15 protein-coding genes and 2 tRNA genes are annotated in these 20128 nt (G+C 66.5%); 10 read left to right on the forward strand and 7 right to left on the reverse strand.

What is annotated here, in order from left to right; all coding sequences use genetic code 11:
- The first annotated feature begins 30 nt into the window (after window positions 1-30).
- From D3877_RS29850 to D3877_RS12080, 6 genes are all read left to right on the forward strand, one after another.
- Window positions 31-100 (forward strand) — tRNA-Ser (locus D3877_RS29850).
- 251 nt (window positions 101-351) lie between these two features.
- Window positions 352-1851, forward strand: coding sequence for a type I restriction-modification system subunit M (locus D3877_RS12060; protein WP_119831055.1), 1500 nt, complete (start codon window positions 352-354; stop codon window positions 1849-1851).
- An 8-nt stretch (window positions 1852-1859) separates the two neighbouring features.
- The gene (locus D3877_RS12065; RefSeq protein WP_119831056.1) at window positions 1860-2882 is read left to right on the forward strand and encodes a virulence RhuM family protein; all 1023 of its coding nucleotides are present in this window, start codon (window positions 1860-1862) and stop codon (window positions 2880-2882) included.
- Complete coding sequence (locus tag D3877_RS12070) at window positions 2879-4117, forward strand: restriction endonuclease subunit S (protein ID WP_119831057.1); 1239 nt, start codon at window positions 2879-2881, stop codon at window positions 4115-4117. Before D3877_RS12065 ends, D3877_RS12070 begins: the two co-directional genes overlap by 4 nt.
- A gap of 24 nt (window positions 4118-4141) precedes the next feature.
- Window positions 4142-7168, forward strand: a complete 3027-nt coding sequence (locus D3877_RS12075) for a type I restriction endonuclease subunit R (protein WP_119831058.1) — start codon at window positions 4142-4144, stop codon at window positions 7166-7168.
- Window positions 7169-7170: 2 nt separating this feature from the next.
- Window positions 7171-7923 carry a M48 family metallopeptidase gene (locus D3877_RS12080; protein ID WP_119831059.1) on the forward strand — a complete coding sequence of 251 codons (753 nt, stop codon included), beginning with the start codon at window positions 7171-7173 and terminating at the stop codon, window positions 7921-7923.
- A 124-nt stretch (window positions 7924-8047) separates the two neighbouring features.
- Here the strand turns inward: D3877_RS12080 and D3877_RS12085 are convergent.
- The 5 genes from D3877_RS12085 to D3877_RS12105 form a co-directional block, all read right to left on the reverse strand.
- Window positions 8048-8122, reverse strand: a tRNA-Gln gene (locus D3877_RS12085).
- Window positions 8123-8225: 103 nt separating this feature from the next.
- Window positions 8226-10322 (reverse strand): hypothetical protein, encoded by a 2097-nt coding sequence (locus tag D3877_RS12090; RefSeq protein WP_119831060.1) that lies wholly within the window; start codon window positions 10320-10322, stop codon window positions 8226-8228.
- Window positions 10319-13042 carry a DUF4159 domain-containing protein gene (locus D3877_RS12095; RefSeq protein WP_119831061.1) on the reverse strand — a complete coding sequence of 908 codons (2724 nt, stop codon included), beginning with the start codon at window positions 13040-13042 and terminating at the stop codon, window positions 10319-10321. The genes D3877_RS12090 and D3877_RS12095 overlap by 4 nt, the downstream gene beginning before the upstream one ends.
- 50 nt (window positions 13043-13092) lie before the next feature.
- The gene (locus D3877_RS12100; RefSeq protein ID WP_119831062.1) at window positions 13093-14010 is read right to left on the reverse strand and encodes a DUF58 domain-containing protein; all 918 of its coding nucleotides are present in this window, start codon (window positions 14008-14010) and stop codon (window positions 13093-13095) included.
- Window positions 14011-14047: 37 nt separating this feature from the next.
- A complete protein-coding gene (locus D3877_RS12105; RefSeq protein ID WP_238474977.1) occupies window positions 14048-15013 on the reverse strand; it encodes an AAA family ATPase in 966 nt (321 codons plus the stop codon).
- A 203-nt stretch (window positions 15014-15216) separates the two neighbouring features.
- Between D3877_RS12105 and D3877_RS12110 the strand changes: the two genes are divergently transcribed.
- The 3 genes from D3877_RS12110 (at window position 15217) to D3877_RS12120 (ending at window position 17878) form a co-directional block, all read left to right on the forward strand.
- The gene (locus tag D3877_RS12110) at window positions 15217-15801 is read left to right on the forward strand and encodes a DUF1285 domain-containing protein (RefSeq protein ID WP_119832405.1); all 585 of its coding nucleotides are present in this window, start codon (window positions 15217-15219) and stop codon (window positions 15799-15801) included.
- Complete coding sequence (locus D3877_RS12115; RefSeq protein ID WP_238474865.1) at window positions 15798-16427, forward strand: CoA pyrophosphatase; 630 nt, start codon at window positions 15798-15800, stop codon at window positions 16425-16427. The genes D3877_RS12110 and D3877_RS12115 overlap by 4 nt, the downstream gene beginning before the upstream one ends.
- Before the next feature lie 209 nt (window positions 16428-16636).
- Complete coding sequence (locus tag D3877_RS12120) at window positions 16637-17878, forward strand: CCA tRNA nucleotidyltransferase (RefSeq protein WP_119831065.1); 1242 nt, start codon at window positions 16637-16639, stop codon at window positions 17876-17878.
- A gap of 3 nt (window positions 17879-17881) precedes the next feature.
- On the opposite strand, the gene hemF is transcribed toward D3877_RS12120, so the two are convergent.
- Window positions 17882-18784 carry an oxygen-dependent coproporphyrinogen oxidase gene (gene hemF / locus D3877_RS12125; RefSeq protein WP_119831066.1) on the reverse strand — a complete coding sequence of 301 codons (903 nt, stop codon included), beginning with the start codon at window positions 18782-18784 and terminating at the stop codon, window positions 17882-17884.
- Window positions 18781-19278: a tRNA (cytidine(34)-2'-O)-methyltransferase gene (locus tag D3877_RS12130; protein ID WP_119831067.1), complete on the reverse strand. Its 498-nt coding sequence runs from the start codon at window positions 19276-19278 to the stop codon at window positions 18781-18783. The genes hemF and D3877_RS12130 overlap by 4 nt, the downstream gene beginning before the upstream one ends.
- Window positions 19279-19554: 276 nt before the next feature.
- On the opposite strand from D3877_RS12130, the gene petA reads away from it, so the two are divergent.
- Window positions 19555-20121 (forward strand): ubiquinol-cytochrome c reductase iron-sulfur subunit, encoded by a 567-nt coding sequence (petA, locus tag D3877_RS12135; protein ID WP_119831068.1) that lies wholly within the window; start codon window positions 19555-19557, stop codon window positions 20119-20121.
- Window positions 20122-20128 lie beyond the last annotated feature (7 nt).

The following is a 20128-nucleotide window of genomic DNA, read 5'->3' on the forward strand; positions in this document are numbered from 1 at the left end:
GGGGTTCATACTGGTTTGATAGGCCATGACGTCCATATTTTGTAGCTGTTACGCCCCTCTCACGGCGGTAACAGGGGTTCGAATCCCCTTGGGGACGCCATCCTTATTTTTCAAGGACTTCGCGGTCGGGTTGGCTACAGTAGAGACACTGTTTAGCTGCATAAGTTAGCGTCACATGATAGGCCGCACACGCTGTGCGGCTTTTGTCGTTTTCCGCCCTAGAGCGCGTGACGTTTGCAATTCCCAGGAAACGGTCGCCCATCGCCCTCCGCGCCACGGAGGTTGCCGGTCCTACTCCTTCTGGTAGACTGCCGCCGCTTTGCCTGACTGAAAAAGAGACGCTGGGTCCCCATGGCCGTTTTGACGCTCGACACCCTCGAAGGCCATCTGTGGAAGGCGGCCGACATCCTGCGGGGCGCCATCGACGCCGCCGACTACAAGCATTACATTTTCGGCCTGCTCTTCTTCAAACGCCTCTGCGACGTGTGGGAGGAGGAGTATGAGGACCGGCTGGCCAAATACGGCGACGCCGATCTGGCCGCCGACCCGGACGAGCACCGTTTCCACATCCCCCCCGGCCATTCCTGGCGGGACGTGAAGGCCAAGAGCACCGACATCGGCGCCAAACTGAACGAGGCGTTCCAGGCGATTGAAGACGCCAACCACCGGCTGCGGGGGGTGTTTCAGGATGTGGATTTCAACAACAAGGAACGGTTCCCCGACACCACCCTGGAAAAGCTGATCCAGCATTTCGACGCGCTGCGGCTCCGCATCGTCGATGCCGAGCCAGACATGCTGGGTCAAGCCTATGAATATCTGATCGCCAAGTTCGCCGACGATTCCGGCAAGAAGGGCGGCGAGTTCTACACCCCCAAGATGGTCGTCCGGCTGATCGTCGAGTGCCTGCAACCCGCCGAGGGCATGTCGATCTACGACCCGACCTGCGGGTCGGGCGGCATGCTGCTGGAGGCGATCCACCATCTGGAACGCCAGGGCAAGAACACCCGGAGCCTGTCGCTGTTCGGGCAAGAGCGGAACCTGAACACCTGGGCGATCTGCCAGATGAACCTGTTCCTGCACGACATCGACGACGCGGCGATCGCCCGTGGCGACACCCTGCTGGATCCCAAGCATCTGGTCGGCGAGGGCGCCAAGGCCATCCGCACCTTTGACCGCGTCTTGGCCAACCCGCCCTTCTCGCTGAAAAACTGGGGTTACGACACCTGGTCCAAGGGCGACCCGTTCGGTCGCGCCCGCTACGGCTGCCCGCCGAAATCCTACGGCGACCTCGCCTTCGTTCAGCACATGATCGCCAGCCTGAAGCAGAGCGGCCTGCTGGGCGTGGTCCTGCCCCACGGCATCCTGTTCCGGGGCGGGGCCGAGGGCCGCATCCGCGAGGGCTTGCTGAAGGACGACCTGATCGAGGCGGTCATCGGGCTGGCCCCCAACCTGTTTTATGGGGCCGGCATCCCCGCCTGCATCCTGATCGTCCGCAAATCCAAGCCGAAGGACCATGTCGGCAAGGTGCTGTTCGTCAACGGCGTCGAACAGTTCGTCGAGGGCAAGGCCCAGAACCACCTGTCGCCCGCCAACGTCGCGGCCTTGGCCAAGGCGTTCCACGATTACGCCGACGTGGACCGCTTCGCCCGCGTGGTGCCGCTGGCGGAAATCGCGGCCAACGACCACAACCTGAACATCAGCCGCTACGTCCACGTCACCGAGGACGCGGATGACCTCGACGTCGCCGAGGAGGTCGAGAAGCTGCTGGAACTGCGCGACCAGCGGGACGCGGCGGAAGCGACGATGATGGGGTTCCTGCGAGAACTCGGCTATCTGCCGGACGGGGCGTGAGACCGGCGATGGCGGACGGCGAACTCCTGCTCTACCGAACCGACGACGGCACGGCCCAGTTCCGCCTGACCCAGCGGGATGGCGCGGTCTGGATGAACCAGATCGAAATCGCGGAGCTTTACCAGACCTCCAAGCAGGCCATCAGCCACCACATCCGGAACATCCTCGCCGAGGGGGAGATCCAGGCGGAGGGAACTGTCAAAGATAATTTGACCGTTCAAACCGTGGGGCGGCGGCGGGTGTCCCGCCCCATCAAGATGTACCGGCTGGACATGATCCTGGCCGTCGGCTACCGCGTCCGCTCGCCGCGTGGCGTCCAGTTCCGGCAATGGGCGACGGCGACCCTGGGGGAGTATCTGGCCAAGGGCTTCGTCATGAACGACGAACGCCTGAAGAACCCCGGCGGCTGGGATTGTTTCGACGAACTCCTCGCCCGCATCCGCGACATCCGGGCGTCGGAAAAACGCTTCCACCAGAAGATCCGCGACCTGTTCGCCCTGTCGCGGGATTACCCCGACGATCCCAACGCCTCGGCCCTGTTCTTCACCGAGGTGCAGAACAAGATGCTGCACGCCGTCACCGGCCACACGGCGGCGGAGTTGGTCGTCGCACGGGCCGACGCCACCCAGCCCAACATGAACCTGCAAAGCTGGACGGGCGCCCACGTCCGCAAGGCCGACATGGTCGTGGCGAAGAATTACCTGACCGCGACCGAGATCGGCGAATTGAACCGGGTCGTCACCATGTTCCTGGATTTCGCCGAGGACCGCGTGTCGCAACGCAAACATCTGACGCTGGATCAATGGCGGACCAACCTGGACCGCTTCATCACCGTCTACGAACGCCCCCTGTTGACCGGAAACGGTCGGATCAGCCACGATTCCATGACACAGATCGCCCATGACCGTTACGACGCCTTCGACCAGCAGCGGAAACAGCGGGAGGCCATCGCCGCCGACGCCGCCGACCTGGACTCCCTGACCGCCATCGAAACCGAACTGGCGAAGACCCGGAAGGGAGACGGACGATGAGGGCGCCGGAGGGGTGGCGGTCGGTTCGCCTTAAGGATATAGCCTTCCATGTAACTGAAAAATGGGAACCGGGAGAAGGTGGTAATTACCCATATATTGGCCTTGAGAATATTGGACAAGGGACTGGAACTGTATTGGGCATCCAGAAATCAGAAGGTATTAGCAGCATTAAAACAAAATTTTCACAAAATGATGTTCTATTTGGAAAATTACGTCCAAACCTTAGAAAAACTGCATGCGTGAATTTTTCAGGAATCGCTTCAACAGATATTATTGTTCTGAGGGCAATAGAAAAAATTGAGCCGAAATTTCTATTTTTTATAGTGAATGAGGAATCATTTTTCAGCCTCGCGGTTCGTTCTGCTGCGGGAACGAAAATGCCCCGGACTTCGTGGAATTTGCTGGGCGAGTACCCAATATCCATTCCTCCACTCTCTGAACAACGCCGCATCGCCGAAATTCTGTCCAGCGTTGACGAAGCGATTGAGGCAACCCAGGCCGTTATCGAACAGACCCGAACGGTTAAGCAGGGCGTGCTCAACCGCCTACTGACCAAAGGCATCGGTCACACCCGCTTCAAGAAGACCGAGATTGGGACGATCCCTGAAAAATGGACCGTAGCCCCGCTCAAAACCGTGGCACATGTGCAGACAGGGGCTGCAAAGGGGAAGAAGGACATCGACAACCCGGTCGAGCTTCCCTATTTGCGGGTCGCCAATGTCCAAGATGGTCATATCGACCTGACCACCGTAAAAACCATCACCGTTTCAGCGTCACAGATTGAGCGTTACAGTCTTCAAGTTGGTGATGTCCTGATGACCGAGGGTGGTGATTTCGACAAGCTTGGTCGGGGTGACGTCTGGCGAGGGCAAATCTCACCGTGCCTGCATCAAAATCATGTGTTTGCCGTCCGTCCAAACCCTGATGTTCTCATGCCGGAGTTCCTGACGATATTGACGGGTTCTTCGTATGGGAAAAGCTATTTTCTAAGCTGTGCAAAGCAGACAACGAATCTGGCATCCATCAACTCAACCCAAGTCAAAGACTTCCCGGTCCTATTGCCAGACAGGGACGAGCAGGAGAAAATTGTCGCCGTGGTTCAGGCCTTATCAAAAGCGGAACAGTCCGCTCAAAATTCATTGGAGAAGACAATGAACATCAAATCCGCCCTCCTGTCCGACCTCCTCACGGGCCGCAAGCGGGTTCCCGCCGCCTTATTAACCTCCGCCGAATAACGCCAGACGCAAGGACATCACGCCGTGGCTCAAGGACTGGAATGGCACCTCGCCGAGCGACCGACCATCGCCTGTCTTGAGGGCATGGGCTACCGCTTCATCCCGCCCGGCGAGCACGCCGCCCTGCGGGACGGCGAGAATCAGGGGCTGTTCCGGCCCCATCTGGTCGCCGCCATCGAGCGGATCAACGGCGTCTCCCGGACCGACGCCGAGGCGGCCTATGGCGATCTCGCGGCGGTGTCCGACAACGCGGCGTGGCTGGCGATCCTGCGGGGCGATTTCAGCCGCCCGGTCCAGGGCGAAACCCGGCGGCGGACGCTCCGCGTCGTCGATTTCCTCACCCCGGCCAACAACCATCTGACGGTGACGCGCCAACTTCGCGTTAAGGCCGAGACGACCCGCATTCCCGACGTCGTCGTCCATCTGAACGGCATCCCGCTGGTGGTGATCGAATGCAAAAGCCCGATCAACCTCCAGGACAAGACCGGCGAGGCGTTCGAGCAGATCCGCCAGTATGAACGCGACATCCCCCGGCTGTTCCTGCCCAACCTGTTCAACATCGTCACCGACGGGACCAACTGCCTGTACGGCTCCACCGGCAGCCCGTCGAAATTCTACGCGGCGTGGCGGGATCCCTGGCCCCGCAAGGCCGAGGATTTCCCCGACGAGCTGAGCAAGGGGCTGTGGTGCCTGCTGGAGCCGTCGCGGCTGCTCGACCTGATCGCCCATTTCGTGGTGTTCGAGACCACCGAGAATGGCGTGGTCAAGAAGATGTGCCGCTACCAGCAGTTCCGGGCGGTCAACAAGATCGTTGATCGGGTGACGGAGGATCGCCACCGCCAGGGCCTGATCTGGCACACCCAGGGGTCGGGCAAATCGCTGACCATGGTGTTCGCCGCCCTGAAGCTGAAGACCCATCGGACGGTGGTCTCGCCGCATCTGACCAACCCCAACATCCTGGTGCTGACCGACCGGGTGGACCTGCACGACCAGATCAGCGGCACCTTCGCCGCCTGCGGCCTGCCGAACCCGGACGCCATGGACAGCATCCGCGATCTGCGGACCCGGCTGGCCAGCGGCGTCGACGGGCTGACGGTGCTGTCCACCATCTTCAAATTCCAGGGGTCGGAGGAGCCGATCGCCAATTCCGCCGCCTGGATCGTCATGGTGGACGAAGCCCACCGCACCCAGGAAAAGGATCTCGGGGCCTATCTGCGGAAGACCCTGCCGGACGCCCGTTTCTTCGGCTTCACCGGCACCCCGATCAAGACGGACGACAAGGACACCTACAGAAATTTCGGCGTGGTCGGCGAAGGCTATCTCGACAAATACGGCATCGACGACGCGGTGGCCGATGGGGCGACGGTGCCGATCTATTACACCGGCCGCAAGACCGACTGGCGCATCGACGACGCCAAGATCGACATCCTGTTCGACCAATGGTTCGCCGACCTGCCCGACGACAAGCTGGCCGAACTGAAGAAGCGGGGCGTCAAGATCACCGATCTGGTCAAGCACCCCCGGCGGGTGGCCCTGATCGCCTACGACATCTGGACGCATTTCAAGGCCTACGCCCGGCCCGACGGCTTCAAGGCCCAGATCGTCGCCATCGACCGCGAGGCGGTGATTCTCTACAAGCGCGCCCTCGACCGGGTCATCGCCGACGATTTGATCGGCCAGGGCCTGGACGCGGATGCGGCGATGGCCCAGGCGGCCAGCCTGTCGGCCTGCGTCTATTCCCTGTCGCAGGAGGACGGAAAGCCCAGCGAGGACGACCACACCCAGGCCATCCGCGACGACCTCCTGGCCCATTTCCTGGACGACAAGGCCGAGACCGCCGTCAAGAAGGCGTTCGGGTCAAAGGGAAACCCGCCGGATTTTCTGATCGTCTGCGACAAGCTGCTGACCGGCTTCGACGCCCCGGTGGAAAGCGTGATGTATCTCGACCGGCCGCTGAAGGAACATGGCTTGCTCCAGGCCATCGCCCGCACCAACCGGGTCGCCGACGCGAAGAAACGCAACGGGCTGATCGTCGATTACATCGGAGTGTCGGCCAAGCTGGACGACGCCCTGGCCTCCTACCGGGCCGACGACGTCCAGAACGCCATGCGGGATCTCGACGACCTCCGCAGCCAGTTGCGGACGGCTCACGCGGCGGTCGCCCATCTGATGAAGGGGGTGACGCGGACCCCCGGCAAAACCGTCAAAGATGGGCTGAAGGGCGAGTTCGACCAGTTGATCGCCCGGCTGAAACCGGAAAATCTGTGGCTCGATTTCCAGACCAGGGCGCGGGCGTTCATCGGTCTGTACGAGGCGGTCAGCCCGGACCCGTCCGTTCTGGAATTCACCGCCGACCTGAAATGGGTGGCCATCTTCCTGCAATACGCCACCCAGGTGTTCGAGAAGCGAGAGGCCTTTGACCAGCGGAGCTACAGCCGCAAGATCCGCGACATGCTGGACCAGCATCTCGACGCCACCGGCCTGAGCGTGACGGTGAAGCTCCGCCACATCACCGATCCGGGATTCTGGGAGGATTTCGAGGTCGCGGGAAAGAGCGAGGATGATCTGAAGACGGCGGCGATCCGCAAGACCACCGAACTCCGCAAGGTGGTCTATGAACGGCTGTCGCAGAACCCCCACCAGTACGGCAAATTCTCCGACCGGCTGCGGGAGTTGCTGGAGAAGCTGGACGGCGCCCAGATGTCCTGGGCCGACACGCTGAGGATGGCCGAGGATTTGGCCAGGGATCTGGACGCCGAGGCCAAGGCCCATGAGGGATCGGGCCTGTCCAAGGGCGCCTATGGGATCCTCCAGCTTCTCCGTTCCTTCGACGCCGGGGACGGGGATGGGGCCGCCGGGTTGGCGGTGGCGATCGAGACGCTGTACCGGGACGACGCCACCGCCCCGCCGCTGTGGCAGGAGAAGGACGGGGTGCGAAAACGGCTGCGGCAGCAGGTTCGGGAATTGGCCCACGCGGCGGGGCTGGGGGACTTGAAGGCCCTGTCCGAACAGGTCGAGGATTTCGCCCTCAAGCATTTCGCGACGGTGTGAGCATGCCGGTCCTGACCATCGGCGACGCGGAGATCCCCTACAGCCTGCTGCGGTCCGACACGGCGACGCGGGCACGCATCACGGTGACGCCGGAGCGGGTGGAGATCGTGGTGCCCACGGCGGCGACCGACGCCGAAATCGCCGGGGTGCTCCACCGCCGCCGGGCCTGGCTGTTCGAGCAGACCAGCGGCATGGCCGAGCGGATGGCCAAGTCCAACGCCGTCCGGCGATTCGTCAGCGGGGCCAAGATCCCCTACCGGGGCCGGTTGATGCGGCTGCGGGTGGAACCCTGCGACGACACGCTGGTCAGCGTCGCTTACCGGAATGGCTTCCTGGTCGGCTGCCCCCGCTCCCTGGCCCCGGCCTCGCATGACGAATTGATCGAGTCCGCGTTGCGGCTGTGGCTGCGAAAGCGGTTGCGGCAGGATGTCGCCGAGCTTGTGCGGCGTCACGGCGAACCGAACGGGCTGATCCCCAGGGGCGTGCGGATCAAGGAGCAGAAGCATGTCTGGGGCAGTTGCGGAATCGACCGTGTCGTGTCCCTGAACTGGCAGTTGGTCTTCGCCCCCCGGACCGTGCTGGAATACGCCGTGGTCCACGAACTCAGCCACCTCCGGCACCGCAACCATGACCGGCCCTTTTGGGGACAGGTGGCCACCATCCTGCCGGACTGGGAGGTCAGGAAGGCCTGGCTGGACCAGAATGAACATGTCCTGATGCTGCGGCGGATCGAACCGGAAAGCGTCCCTGGGTAGAAAGGGTGGCCAACACAGCCGTTGGCATGAAACGGGTCCGCGCACAAAAGCCCGTTGGATTTTGCGCGCGCCGATTTCAGGCGGGGGTATGGATGAAAGTTTTTATGTTTTCAACATGATGAGTTGGCTGGGGCGGGAGGGATCGAACCTCCGAATGGCGGTACCAAAAACCGCTGCCTTACCGCTTGGCGACGCCCCAACCGTCACGGCGACAACGTATCGCCGGAAGGAGCGGCACCATAATCGGAAGCGACGGGGAGCGCAACAGCCTGTTTGACGGGTCGTGCAATTTTTTTTCGGCCTCAACGTCCCTCCCGTCGCCACCCCCAGGCCAAGGCCACCAGCGCCAGAGCCAGCAGGGCGCCAACCGGGACCAGCGGCGCGTCGATGACGCCCGTCACGATGAAATCGCCGTTGGTTCGCAGGCCGATCCAGGTGGGGCCATTTTGGTCACGGTCGGGGCGGGTGCGGCGGATCTCCAGGCCGGGGCCGGTCTGGCTGTCGGCGATCCAATGGACGCCGCCGCGCGTGGCCTTGGCGACCGGGGCCAAACGGTCGCCGGTGGACCGCACGTCGGCCAGTTCCGGCGGGTTCACCGCGCCGACCACAGCCAGGGCCGTGCGCGCGCCGTCCGACACGCGGTAGATGCCCGGCGCTTTCGCCGTCACGGTCGCCGCAGCGTGGCCGTTGGCGTCCTCGGTCAGCGGCAGCGGGCTGGTTTCGTCGGACGGGGTGGTCAGCGTCACCGGACGCGGGTCGGGTTCCAGGGAGCGGCGCTCCACCGTGATGCGGTTGCCGTCCACCCGCGTGCGCAGGTCGTTTTCCTCAAGCTCCGGCTCTTTCATCAGCCAATGGGCCAGACGGCGCAGCAGCTCCGCCTGCGGGCCGCCGCCCTCGAACCCCCGGCTCCACAGCCAAATCTGGTCAGAGGCCAATTGCGCCACCCGCCCCTTCCCCACCCGGTCCAGCACCAGCAACGGGCGCTCGTCGGCCCCCTGCATGACGACGGCCCCGCTGTTGGGCGTCACCGCCACTTGATGGAACCAGCGGCCCCAGTCGGGTTCGCCGCCGACGCGGTCGCCGGGCAAATCCGCCGTCACCGGGTGACGCCGCCCGATCTCGGTGACGGTCGGGCGGAAGGGCTGGTCGATGGTCTGGCCGGTCGGCGCGGCGGGCAGGATCGCGCCCAGCGGCGTGCGGTAGAGCGACAGGGGGGAGGCGTAACCCTGCCCCGACGCCTCCAGCAGCGCGCCGCCCTTGCGCACGTAATCGGCGATGTTTTCCAAATACATTTGCGGCAGCACGCCGCGCCGCCGGTAGCGGTCAAAGATGATGAGGTCGAACTCGTCGAGCTTCACCTCGAACAATTCGCGGATGGGAAAGGCGATCAGCGACAGCTCGCGTATCGGCGTGCCGTCCTGCTTTTCCGGCGGGCGCAGGATGGTGAAATGGACCAGATCGACCGACGGGTCGGCCTTCAGCAGATTGCGCCACGTCCGTTCCCCGGCGTGCGGTTCGCCCGACACCAGCAGCACGCGCAGCCGGTCGCGCACGCCGTTCACCACCACGGCGGCGCGGTTGTTGGCCAGGGTCAATTCCTGCTTGGCGGCCTCGACCTCCAGTTCCAGCACATTCTGGCCGCCATGGGTGATGGCGAGGTCAATGCGGAAATCGCGGCCCACCGGAACCCGGAAGCTGCGCGGCGCGCCGCCATCCTGCTTCAACGTCACCGCCGCGTCGGGCGATTGCCGCCCCGGCATGTCGTCCACCCGGATGGTCAGATCGACCGACTTGCCGACCAGACCATAGCTTGGCGCCTGGACGATGGCGATGCGGCGGTCGCCCTCGTCATGATCGCCGGTCAACAGCGTGTGAATCGGGCCGATTCCCGCCAGCTTGGCGAGGGTGTCGGGAACGTCGTGAACCTGCCCGTCGGTGATCAGCACCGCCCCCGCCATCCGGCGGCGCGGCACGTCGGCCATGGCGCGATTCAGCGCGTCGAACAGATGGGTCTCGTTGATCGTCCCGCCGCCGTCGCCGCCCGCATGGACGACGCGCAGCTCCAGATCATCAAAGGGCTTCAGCTTGCGCGTCAGATCGGCCAGAGCGCTGTCGGCGCGCGCGCGGCGCTGCCCGATGGCTTGGCTGGGCGAGTCATCGACGACGACGACGACGACGTCCTTGATCGGCTCCCGCTTTTCCTGGATGAGGGAGGGATTGGCCAGCCCCAGCGCCAGAACCAGAACCGCCAGCAGACGCAACAGGCTTCCCCGCGCCCGCCGCAGGGCGGCAAGGGCGACCGCCAGCAGGGCGACGCCGACCAGCGGGGCCAGCAGGCTCCACGGCAACAGCGGGGCGAAGGCGAGCGACGCGCCGGACAGCAGGTCGGCGGGGATCATTGGCCAAGCCTTTCCAGGATGGCGGGCACATGGACCTGATCGGCCTTGTAATTGCCGGTCAGCGCGTACATCACCAGATTGACACCGAAACGATAGGCTATTTCCCGCTGTCGTTCGCCTCCCGGAACGACGGCGAACAGCGGCTGCCCGTTGCGGTTGACCGCCCAGGCGGAGGCCCAATCATTGCCGCCGATCACCACCGGCGACACGCCGTCGTTGCCCCTCCCCTCGCGCGCCTCGATCCACAGCTCGCTCCCGGTCGAGCGTCCTGGAAAATCTTGCAGAAGATAGAAGGACTTGCGCAACACATGGTCGGGTGGGACCGGGGCCAAGGGCGGGATCTCCAGCCCATCGACCAGCCGTTGCAGCGCGCGCGCGCCACCGCCGGGGGCTTGATCGCGGGTGTCGAACAGGATGGCCCCGCCGCCGTGCAGATACTCGTTCACCCGCGCCCGCGCCGGGTCGGACAGGTTTCGTTGCTTGTCCGAAACAGGCCAGTAAAGCAGAGGGTAAAAGGCCAGCTCGTCTCGTTCGGGATCGACGCCGACCACGCCCATGGTCTCCACGGCGGTGCGCAGGTTCAAGACCGCCGCCAACCCTTCCAGCCCGGCGCGCGCGGTGTCGTCCACCGCGCCGTCGCCGGTTTGCACATAGGCCAGATGGGTTTCCGCCGTCACCTTCACCGCCTGTTCGGCGTCGAACGCGCGCGCGGCCTCCGGCGCCAGCAGAAGCAACGCCAGAGCCAACCCGGCAAGCGCCCCGCCCCGCCGCCGCAGCGCCGCCGGAATGAGCAGGCCGCGCAAAGCCAACGCGATCAACAGATCGACGGTCAACAGGACCAAAGCCGCCGCCAGCAGAGCCGGTTTCAACGCCACCTCGCCATGCCCGCCATAGCCGGATCGGGTGACGCCGCCGGGCAAAGCGCCGAGCGGCTCCAGCGCGCCGACGGCGGGCGACAGGTTCAGCGCCCGGCGCGACTCCTCGCTTCCATAAAAACCGGGCGGATGGCGCGGGCCGACCACATCGACACCAGCGGCGTTGCCGGGGATCGGAAAGGCGGTGGCGGTCGGCGGAACCAACCGCCCGGTTCCGTCCAAAAGCTCAACCGGATCCAAGGCGGCGCTGCTGGTCCCGGCGCCACTCACGCCGCCGCTGAGCGCGATGACGCGGCGCAGCATGTCCACAAACAGGCCGGACAGCGGCAGGTTGGACCAATCCGGGCTGGCCGTGGTGTGAACCAGCACCAGCCAACCGTCGCCGCGCCGTTCGGACGTGACCAACGGCGTGCCGTCGGCCAACCGCGCCCAGGTGCGATCCGCCAAATCCAACGCTGGTTCGGCCAAAACCTGCCGATTGACCTGCACGTCGGCGGGAATGCTCAACCCCTCGAACGGCGATTTTGGCGGAAAGGGTTGGAGTTTGGCCGGTTCCGACCAGGACAGCGCCCCGCCCAGCGCGCGGTCGCCCACCCGCAGCCGCACCGGAATCAGCGAGTCGGCGTGCTGGGCCAAACGCGGCCCGGCGAAGCGCAGCAGAACGCCGCCCTTGCGGACCCAGCCGTCAATCGCCTGCGCCTCGCTGCCGTTGAGCGCGCCGATGTCCGACAGGATCAGCACGGCAAGGTCGCGTTTCAGCAACTCCAGCGTGCCGCCGCGCCGCACCTCGGTGTAGGGCGACAGCGCGCGGTCGAGGTAATGCAAATCCGACAGCAGCGGTTGGCTTTCTCCCTCGGGCCGACCGGACACCAGCCCGACCGGGCGCCGCCGCCAACGCTCGTCCAACAGCACCGTGGCCCCCGCCGTCGTGTCGCCCTCGATCCGCAGGCTGGCCGCGTCGTTGCGCAACTCGGCGGGCAGGTCGAGGCGCACCTCGCGCACCCGCTGCCCCGGCTCGAACGCCACGGTTTCGCGGCTCAGCAAGCGCCCGTCGGCGGCGACGAGGCGCAGCGTGACCGGCTCGGGCCGGGCGAAATCGGCGCGGATGACGCGCGCGACCAGGGCCGCGCCCTCCGTCGCTGGCGGCAGCAGCAGATGCGGCGGCTTGTCGGCGGAATCGTCCAGGATCTCCGCCGATCCCAGCCGTTGCAGCCCCTCGGCCAAGGCGCGGGCGGAACGGTCGCCCAGCCCGTCGCTCAGCCACACGGCGTGGGCCGATCCCTGGATGGTCCCCTGCGCGGCGAGCGCGCGGACGGCGGCGAGAGTCGCCGCGCGGTCGGTCGGCCAGGGCAACGGCTCCAACGCTTGGGCCAGACGGCGGGCCTCGCCTGCGGGCAGCAGCAGGGCGGGCGGGCGGACTTCGCCGCCGGGCGGCGGCGCGGTGGGCAGCAGGACAACCGGGCGGGCTTGACGCTCGGCCTGGGCGATCACGCTGTCCATCGCCTGTTTGCGGCTGGGCCAATCGCGACCCGACGCCCAGCCATTGTCCACGATCAGCAGCAGCGGCCCGCCGCCGGGCAGCGCCGCGCGCGGGTTGAGCAGCGGCCCCGACAGCGCCAGAATCACCAGCGCCGTCAGAACCAACCGCAGCAGCAACAGCCACCAGGGCGTGCGGGCGGGGGTTTCTTCCGGGGCGATCAGGTCGCGCAGCAGGGCGATGGCGGGAAAACGCACCCGCCGCGCCGCTGGCGGGGTGACGCGCAGCAGCCACCACAGCACCGGCAAAGCGGCCAGGGCGGTCAAGACCCACGGGGTGGCGAAGGCGATCGGTCCAAGACCCAGCATCGGCGCGTCTTACCGGGGTGAAGGGGAAAGGGGGGAAAGGCGGGCCATCATCACACCGCCTCCCGCGCCAAGGCGCCCCACAGGCCAAGCAGCGCGGTTTGCGGCGGCCGGTCGGTGCGGTGGGCGGCAAAGCTCCAGCCGGTCCCGCGCGCCAGGGCGGCCAGCCCGTCGCGTTGGGCTTGCAGGCGTTCACGATAGGCGGTTCGGATGGCGTCGACGCGCGGAATCAGCAAACCGCGCTCGCCCTCCAACCCTTCAAAGGCGACGCGTCCGTCATAGGGCAGACTTTCTTCCGCCGGATCGAGCACCTGCACCAGATGGCCGCGCAGGCCCCGCCCGCTCAACCCGGCGACGACGGCGTTGATCTCGGCCAGCGGGGCGAGCAAATCGCCAATCAGCACGATCTGCGCGTGGCGCGGCAACGGCTCCACCGACGGCAACGGATTTGGATCATGGGCGGTGTGCGGATCGGTCAACAGGCGGGCCAAACGGTCCACCGCCATCTTGCCATGGTCGGGCCGGACGCCGGAGTTCAGCAGCGCCACCCGCTCCCCCCCGCGCGCCAGCAGCACGGCGGCGGCCAGCAGCAGCAAATCGGCGCGCTCGCGCTTGGTCGGCAGCTCCGGGCCTGAGCGGAAATCCATCGAGGCCGAGCGGTCGCGCCACAGCCAGACGCTTTGCGCCGCCTCCCATTCGTTTTCGCGGACATAGACCGGCTGGGTTTTCGCCGATTGCCGCCAGTCGATCATCGACGGCGCGTCGCCCGTCTGATAGCGGCGGAATTGCCAGAAGGTCTCACCCAAGCCAACCCGGCGGCGGCCATGGACGCCAGGCGCGACGGTCGCCGCCACCCGCTCCGCCGCGACCAGCAGGGGCGGCAGGGTGGCGGCCAACGCCTCGGCCCGGTGGCGGGCGCGCAAGGGGGAGGTCGGCGGCGCGTTCGGGGCAGTGGCGGGGCTGGGCGGCATCGACGCTCCCGTGGGTTTGTCCGGCGCTGGGCTAAGGTTACGCCAACGGCGCGCACAGGCGGTCGATGACGTCGTCCAGCGTCACCCCGTCGGCGCGCGCGGCGAAGTTCAGGGCCATCCGGTGCTTCAAAATCGGTTTGGCGAGCGCCAGCACGTCGTCCAGCGACGGAGCCAGCCGCCCGTCCAACACGGCGCGGGCGCGGGCGGCCAGCATCAACGCTTGGCTGGCGCGCGGTCCCGGTCCCCAGGCGACGTGACGTTGCACCTCGACCAGATCGGTGCTGTCCGGGCGGCCCCGGCGCACAAGGTCGAGAATGCCGTCCACCACCCCCTCGCCAACCGGCAGGCGGCGAACCAGCCGTTGCGCCGCCAGCAGATCGGCGGCGGACAGAACGGCTTGCGCGCGGACGTCGCTGGCGTTGGTGGTGGCGATCATCATCCGGCGTTCGGCGTCGCGGTCGGGGTAATCGACGTCGATCTGCATCAGGAAGCGATCAAGCTGCGCCTCGGGCAACGGATAGGTGCCCTCCTGCTCCAACGGGTTCTGCGTCGCCAGGACGTGGAAGGGTTGCGGCAGCGGGTGGTACTGGCCCGCCACCGACACCCGATGCTCCTGCATCGCCTGCAACAGCGCCGATTGGGTGCGCGGGCTGGCGCGGTTGATTTCGTCGGCCATCAGCAATTGGCTGAACACCGGGCCGGGCAGAAAGCGGAAGGACCGGCGACCGCTCTCGCCCTCCTCCAGCACCTCCGACCCCAGAATGTCGGCGGGCATCAGGTCGGGCGTGCATTGGATGCGTTTTTCCCCCAGCCCCAGCACGGCGCCCAGCGTTTCGACCAGCCGGGTTTTCGCCAGACCGGGGACGCCGATCAGCAGCACATGACCGCCCGCCAGCAGAGTCACCAGGGTGCGGTCCACCACCTCTTGCTGGCCGAAGATGACGCGGCCAATCCCCTCGCGCACCTCGGCCAGCCGTCCGCCCAGCCATTCGATTTCAGCCATCAGCCGACGCGGATCCTCCGCCGTCGCCGGGGGCTGTCCTTGCAGGATGTCCGATGCGTTCAACGTCTGGCGCTCCCTCAATCAGGATCGGGCTGGCGGCGGCGGGGCGGGATGCCCAACTCTGGTGAATCAACTCTAGTGGACCTAGAGGCCGAGTGTGGCGAAAATACGCAGAAGAACGACGCAAAAACCGGATGGCCTGCATGAAAGTCGGTGACGAGATGGCGAATGACAAGCGCCCCCCGCGTCGGGCCGCGTTGACGCCGCCGGTCGGCGCCCCGCCCCTGCCCGCCCGCCTGCCAGGCGAGGAGGCCTACGACATACGCATTGCGCGTGACGGAACATGGTTCCACAATGGCGATCCGATCCGCCGGATCGAGCTGGCGAAGCTGTTCTCCACCATTTTGCAGCGGGATGAGGCGGGCGATTTCTGGCTGATGACGCCGGTCGAGCATGGCCGCATCATCGTCGAGGATTCGCCCTTCGTCGCCGTGGAAATGGCGGTGTCGGGCAGCGGTCCAGAGCAAATTCTGTCCTTTCGCACCAACCTGGACCAGTGGGTCGAGGCTGGACCCGATCACCCGATCCGGGTCGTCGACCACCCTGAAACCGGGGAGCCGACGCCCTACATAGAGATCAAGAGCCGGTTGGACGCGCGCATTCTGCGGCCTGTGTTCTACGAGATGGTGGAGCGCAGCGACATCCGCGTCCGCGACGACGGCGAGTCCGAGGTGGGTCTATGGAGCAACAGGGTTTTCTTCGCGCTGGGCAGACTGCCGGGCGCGTGACGTTGGAGGATGTGCGCCGCCGCTTCGCCGGGCCGGGCGACGACGCCGCGCGGGCCTTTGGCGTGCGCGGCGATCATGACCTGAACCCGGACTTCGCCCCGCTCGCCTCGACCGTTCTGCGCGACGCCGCCGTGCTGGTGCCGCTGGTGGACCGGGGCGACGAGGTGACGGTGATCTTCACCCAGCGCACCGCGACCCTAAGCGCGCACGCGGGCCAGATCAGCTTCCCCGGCGGTCGGCTGGAGCCGGAGGATTCCTCGGTGGAGGACGCCGCCCTGCGCGAAACCGCCGAGGAAATCGGGCTGTCTCGCGACCGGATCGCGATCATCGGTCGGCTCGACACCTATGTGACGCGCACCGGCTTTCGGGTGACGCCGGTCGTCGGCGTGGTGACTCCCCCCTTCGAGCTGTTCCCCGACCCGACCGAAGTCGCCGAGGTGTTCGAGGTGCCGTTGTCGGTCTTCCTCGACCCTGAACACCCCAAGCGCCACAGCCGCGAGTTCCTGGGCAAAGACCGCTTTTTCTACGCCTTCCCCTATGAGCAGCGCTACATCTGGGGGGCGACCGCCGGGATGCTGGTCAATCTGCGCGACGTGCTGGGGGCTGTGTTCGAGCCGACGGGATAAGCGCGCTTGCCCACATGGACTTCTGTTGGTTTGGCGACGCTTTGCCCCCTCCCCATCCCTCCCCCGCGTTGCGGGAGAGGGGGCTGGAGCTTTGTCGGGGGTCAGCGGAGTTCCCTCTCCCGCGTGAGCGGGGGAGGGCTAGGGAGGGGGCCAGCGCAAACGAGGCCGCCCCATTGCCGAAGCGATGGAACTCCGCGTAACGTCCCGCCATGACCGCCGCCGCCCGCCTTGCGCCCCAACCCTGGATGACCGCGCCCGAAAGCCGGGCGGTGTTCGCTGCGCTCGCCGCCGGGGGAGCCGACGCGCGCTTTGTCGGCGGCTGCGTGCGCGACGCGTGGTTGGGACGAGCGGTGAAGGACATCGACATCGCCACCCACGCCCCGCCCGAACGGGTGATGGAGCTGTTGACCGCCGCCGGTCTGCGCGCCATCCCGACCGGCATCGCCCATGGCACGGTGACGGCGCTGTCCGGCGGCAAGCCCTATGAAATCACCACCCTGCGCCGCGACGTCGAAAGCTTTGGCCGTCACGCCCGCGTCGCCTTCACCGACGATTGGGTGGAGGACGCCGCCCGGCGCGATCTGACGATGAACGCGCTGAGCTGCACCGCCGATGGGCTGATCCACGATCCCTTTGGCGGTTTGGCCGATCTGGCGGCGGGACGGGTGCGCTTCGTCGGCGACGCCGTGCGCCGCGTGACGGAGGACGTGTTGCGGCTGCTGCGCTTCTTCCGTTTCTACGCCCATTACGGGCGCGGCGCCCCGGACGCCGAGGCGCTGGCCGCCTGCGTGGCGCTGGCCCCCCGCCTGCCGACCCTGTCGGGGGAGCGGGTGCGCGGCGAGTTGTTCCGCCTGCTGACCGCGCCCAACGCGGCGCCGGTCTGGCGGCTGATGATCGACCAAGGGGTGATGGTCCATCTGCTGCCCACGGCGACCGACACCGCCCGCTTGGACCGTCTGGCCCGGCTGGAGCGTGACGCGGACGTTCCGCCCGACCCGACCCGCCGTCTGGCCGCCGTGCTGGTCGGCGACCGCGCCGCCGCCTTGCGGGTGGCGGAAACGCTGCGCCTGTCGAACGTCGAGCGCGACCGGCTGACGGCCTTGAGCGAACCGCCAATGGCGCTGTCGGCGACCGATGACCGGACGACGCTGCGCCAAGCGCTCTACCGCATCGGCGACGCGGCGCTTTACCGGGATCTTGTTCTGCTGGCGGCGGCGGATGCGCCCGGCCCGCTCGACCTCGCCGCTTTGCGCGCCGCTCTGGCGGTGGCCGAGGATTTGCCGAGCCTGCGCCTGCCCATCGCGGGCCGCGATTTGCTGGCCTTGGGGGTGGAGCGCGGCCCGGCGCTGGGGGCGCTGCTGAAACGGATTGAGGCGTGGTGGATCGCCGGGGATTTCCAGGCGGATCGCGCCGCCTGCCTGGAAGCGGCGCGGGGGCTTATGGGCGCCTGACCCTTACGGCCATTTCACCTCCGGCGGCAGGCTCATCAGGATGGCTTCGGTGTTGCCGCCGGTCTTCAAGCCAAAGGTGGTGCCCCGGTCATAGAGCAGGTTGAATTCGACGTAGCGGCCCCGGCGCACCAACTGGTGTTCGCGCTGTTCCGGCGTCCAGGGGCGGTTCATGTGGCGGCGGACCAGCGCGGCGTAGCTGTCGAAAAAGGCCCCGCCGACGTCCTGGGTGAAGGCGAAATCCGCCTCCCAATCGCCCGAATCGAGGCCGTCGAAGAAAATGCCGCCGACGCCGCGCGTCTCGTTGCGGTGCGGCAGGAAGAAGTAGCGGTCGCACCATTCCTTGTATTTCGGGTAATAGCCCGAGTCGTGGCGGTCGCAGGCCCCTTTCAGCCCGGCGTGGAAATCCGCCGTGTCCTGATCGTCGGCGACCATCGGCGTCAGGTCGGCGCCGCCGCCGAACCAGCCCTTGGTCGTCACCAGATGGCGGGTGTTCATGTGGGTGGCCGGGACCAGGGGCGAGCGCATGTGCGCCACCAGACTGATGCCCGCCGCCCAGAATTCGCCAGTTTCCGCCGCGCCGGGGATGGTGGCGCGGAATTCCGGGCTGAAGACGCCGTGCACGACGGAGATGTTGACGCCGACCTTCTCGAACACCCGGCCCTTCATCACCGCCATCGTGCCGCCGCCGCCCTCCCCGCCCGCATGGTCGGGGCGGGTCCAGCTTTTCCGCTCGAACCGGCCCGGCGGAAGATCGGCGTGCGTGCCGGTCAACTCGTCCTCCAGCGCCTCGAACCCGGCGCAAATGCGGTCGCGCAGGCTGGCGAACCAGGCGACGGCGCGGGCCTTGCGGGCTTCAACGAGGGCGGAATCGGGCGCGACGGAGTCGGTTGGGGCGGCGGCGGTCATGGCGTGCTCGTGGCTGCGGCGTGGGCGGCGAGATTGGCTGCGGCGACATCGGGTGAGGCGGTTTGCCGCAGCGCCTCACCCAACACCATCGCCGCGCTGATCGCAACGTTCAAGGAGCGGGCGGGCGGGCAAAGCGGAATGACCAGACGGGCGTCGGCGGCGTCGTGAACCGCGTCCGGCACCCCGGCGCTTTCCCGCCCCACGAGAATGCGGTCGTCGGGGGCAAAGGCGAAGGATGTGTAGGGCTGGGCCGCGCGCGTGGTCAGCAGCACCAGACGCCCGGCCTGCGGACTGGCGGCGTAGGCTTCCCAAGAGCTGTGGCGGATCCAGGTTAGATGGTCGAGGTAATCCATCCCGGCCCGACGCAGCCGCCGGTCGTCCAAAACGAATCCGCAGGGTTCGATGAGGTCGAGCGGCAGCCCCAACCCCGCCGCCAGCCGCATCAGCGTGCCAGTGTTCTGCGGAATGTCGGGTTCAAACAGGACGAGTCGCATGGGGAATCCTATGGAAAACGCTTTGTTATGTTCACAAACTAATGTTGCGATGCAGCGCGCGACACCATGTCCGGCGACAAAGCCTTTTCAAGTGGGCGTCGCGACGGTATACCGCAACCCCGAAACACCAGAGTCATAGGCTCTGGGACGACGCGGCATGCCCACAAGGTTCATCCACCCGGCGGACAAGCCCGTCAAGTCGTGCTACAGAACGGTCCATCGGTCGTCCGGCGTGGATTTGCGCACGTCGGGCATGCCTTGAGGAGAAACAGGCTTATGGCTCAGACCACGCATCCGCCCGGGACGGGTGGCCACGCGGCCTCCGGCGACGGTTCCACCCGCCGCGACTTTCTGTACCTTGCCACCGGCGCGGTTGGCGTTGTCGGAGCCGCTTCGGCGGCATGGCCCTTCATCAGCAGCATGAACCCGGCCGCCGACACCCTGGCGCTGGCGTCCATCGACGTTGATCTCGCCCCGGTCGCCGAAGGCCAGGCCATCACCGTGACCTGGCGCGGCAAGCCGGTGTTCGTCCGTCACCGCAACGCCAAGGAAATCGAGGAGGCCAAGACGGTCAATCTCGGCGACCTGCGCGACCCGGCGTCCGACGAATCCCGCGTGAAGAAGCCGGAATGGCTGATCGTCGTCGGCATCTGCACGCATCTGGGCTGCGTCCCGCTGGGGCAGAAAGTCACCGACCCGCGCGGCGACTTCGATGGCTGGTTCTGCCCTTGCCACGGTTCGCACTACGACACCGCTGGGCGCATCCGCAAGGGTCCGGCCCCCGCCAACCTCGTCCTTCCGCCGTACGCTTTCACGAGCGATACCAAGATCCGGCTCGGTTGAGCGGCAC

It is taken from the genome of Azospirillum cavernae (assembly GCF_003590795.1).
GTDB lineage: Bacteria > Pseudomonadota > Alphaproteobacteria > Azospirillales > Azospirillaceae > Azospirillum > Azospirillum cavernae.

What these genes read in the sequence shown, in the direction of transcription:
- D3877_RS12090 (WP_119831060.1), bottom strand. Translation starts at nt 10,322, where the DNA reads ATGATCCCCGCCGACCTGCTGTCCGGCGCGTCGCTCGCCTTCGCCCCG.
- D3877_RS12105 (WP_238474977.1), bottom strand. Translation starts at nt 15,013, where the DNA reads ATGGCTGAAATCGAATGGCTGGGCGGACGGCTGGCCGAGGTGCGCGAG.
- D3877_RS12110 (WP_119832405.1), top strand. Translation starts at nt 15,217, where the DNA reads ATGAAAGTCGGTGACGAGATGGCGAATGACAAGCGCCCCCCGCGTCGG.
- D3877_RS12100 (WP_119831062.1), bottom strand. Translation starts at nt 14,010, where the DNA reads ATGCCGCCCAGCCCCGCCACTGCCCCGAACGCGCCGCCGACCTCCCCC.
- petA (WP_119831068.1), top strand. Translation starts at nt 19,555, where the DNA reads ATGGCTCAGACCACGCATCCGCCCGGGACGGGTGGCCACGCGGCCTCC.
- D3877_RS12070 (WP_119831057.1), top strand. Translation starts at nt 2,879, where the DNA reads ATGAGGGCGCCGGAGGGGTGGCGGTCGGTTCGCCTTAAGGATATAGCC.
- D3877_RS12095 (WP_119831061.1), bottom strand. Translation starts at nt 13,042, where the DNA reads ATGCTGGGTCTTGGACCGATCGCCTTCGCCACCCCGTGGGTCTTGACC.
- D3877_RS12130 (WP_119831067.1), bottom strand. Translation starts at nt 19,278, where the DNA reads ATGCGACTCGTCCTGTTTGAACCCGACATTCCGCAGAACACTGGCACG.
- hemF (WP_119831066.1), bottom strand. Translation starts at nt 18,784, where the DNA reads ATGACCGCCGCCGCCCCAACCGACTCCGTCGCGCCCGATTCCGCCCTC.
- D3877_RS12120 (WP_119831065.1), top strand. Translation starts at nt 16,637, where the DNA reads ATGACCGCCGCCGCCCGCCTTGCGCCCCAACCCTGGATGACCGCGCCC.
- D3877_RS12065 (WP_119831056.1), top strand. Translation starts at nt 1,860, where the DNA reads ATGGCGGACGGCGAACTCCTGCTCTACCGAACCGACGACGGCACGGCC.
- D3877_RS12080 (WP_119831059.1), top strand. Translation starts at nt 7,171, where the DNA reads ATGCCGGTCCTGACCATCGGCGACGCGGAGATCCCCTACAGCCTGCTG.
- D3877_RS12060 (WP_119831055.1), top strand. Translation starts at nt 352, where the DNA reads ATGGCCGTTTTGACGCTCGACACCCTCGAAGGCCATCTGTGGAAGGCG.